Below are 1606 nucleotides of genomic sequence, written 5' to 3'. Positions count from 1 at the left end.
ATGAGTGCTTTTTGATCGAGGACGGGCTAGTTACCGAGTGTTCGAGCTCCAGCGCGTTTATCATCAAAGATGACGTCCTTATCACGCGGCCGCTTTCAAACGACATACTGCCCGGCATCCGCCGCAAGGTGATCTTAGGCCTTGCCGAGCAGGCGGGGCTTAGCGTGCAGCAGCGAGCGTTTGGAATGAGCGAGGTTTATGAAGCCGATGAGGCCTTTATCAGCGCGGCGACGCTGATGGTGCTGCCGATCGTAAAAGCAGACGGTAGAGCGATCGGCGGCGGTGCGGTCGGCAAATACGTACCGCGCCTGCGCGAGATGTATGCCGTGCGACTAAGAGCCGAAGCGGGACTGTAATAGGGCGGTCAAATTTAGCCCGTTAAATTTAAACTATGCGGGCTGATTAAATTTTGCTTTCTAGCTCTCCGGTTATGTGACCCAGTTCGCTTACTAATTCTAAAATCTCAGCCAGTTCGTATTGATGAGCATACGCTGTTCCGGTTGTCGGAGGTATGCTAAATAGCTCTGTTTCAAAGCGGTTCGGCGCGCCGTTTAGAAATAGGTAAAATTTATTATCCATAAACGCCGCGCTTATGCTAAATTTATGGTAGTATCGCTTTAGCTCGTTTAGTCGCTCCATCAGCGCAGGCGTCAATAGATATCGAGCTTCGACCTTGTCATCAGTAAACACGCGAAATTCGCTATTAAAAATGACGTTGTCCATTAGCTCCTTCTCGCCTAAAATTTTTGTATTTAGCTCGCGGCTCGCTAAGATGGTTTTGGCGTAAAATCTCTTGCCGAATTCGCATATCAGCACGCTGCCGCTAAAATCCATATACGCATCATATAAGCTCATTGCAAGCGAAGCTAGCTTCACATAAGTATTGTCTATGCCCAGATCGTAGTTCTTTTTGATTCTAATCGCCTCGCTGAGGCTAAATTTTACCCCATCCCATTCGCCTTTTATCTCATCTTCGCTGATAAAATCGGAGTTCGCAAAGATCCCCGCTCGCTTAAATTCCTTCGCGTTTATGCCGCGGCCTGGCGAATAAGTAAGCTGCGGATACGCCTGTGAGATTGCCGTGCGCACCAAAACTTTTTTGTAAAATAGTTTATATTCATAAGCGGCGTCTGCAATGCCGTCGTAAATGCAAGCAACATAAATAATCAAAAGCACCGCGTAGATAAGATAGACTTCGATCATCTTGTAATCCGTATCATCGTCTGTTTTAAATACCGCATCGATCGCAAACATTATGATAAACGGAAACAGATACAAAAATGCTATCTTGGCATAGATCATCACTACCTTGCAAATACACTTTTTTTGTTTGGCTCTACTTAGCGCTATCGCTCTTTCTAGCTGCATGCGTTTCCTTAAATTTTTTGATACGAAATTTTATAAAATTCATTCTCTTGATAAAATTTCACCACGGCCTCATCCGCGCTTGCGCTGCGCTGCAAATACCGCAGCAAGGGTTCTGAGCGCGTATAGATCACGCCCAGCCCCGCAAGGCTCGTCGCACGCGAAAGCGCCACGTAGAGCTGCCCTTTGGCAAAGATCCTGTCGATGTCGCAGATGAGCTGCGGGATGCTCATGCCTTGGG

2 protein-coding genes and 1 pseudogene are annotated in these 1606 nt (G+C 47.3%); 1 reads left to right on the top strand and 2 read right to left on the bottom strand.

What is annotated here, in order from left to right; all coding sequences use genetic code 11:
- On the top strand, positions 1 to 356 hold a 356-nt coding region (locus Q0238_RS03210; RefSeq protein WP_297942872.1), incomplete at its 5' end, for an aminotransferase class IV.
- A 46-nt stretch (positions 357 to 402) separates the two neighbouring features.
- Here the strand turns inward: Q0238_RS03210 and Q0238_RS03205 are convergent.
- Both Q0238_RS03205 and Q0238_RS03200 read right to left on the bottom strand, forming a co-directional pair.
- Complete coding sequence (locus tag Q0238_RS03205; RefSeq protein ID WP_297942870.1) at positions 403 to 1368, bottom strand: DUF3137 domain-containing protein; 966 nt, start codon at positions 1366 to 1368, stop codon at positions 403 to 405.
- A gap of 146 nt (positions 1369 to 1514) precedes the next feature.
- A pseudogene (locus Q0238_RS03200) lies at positions 1515 to 1606 on the bottom strand (hypothetical protein); the annotation flags it as partial.

This window comes from uncultured Campylobacter sp. (genome assembly GCF_938045775.1).
In the GTDB taxonomy this organism is placed as follows: domain Bacteria; phylum Campylobacterota; class Campylobacteria; order Campylobacterales; family Campylobacteraceae; genus Campylobacter_B.
This window is presented reverse-complemented; position numbering and strand designations above follow the sequence as displayed.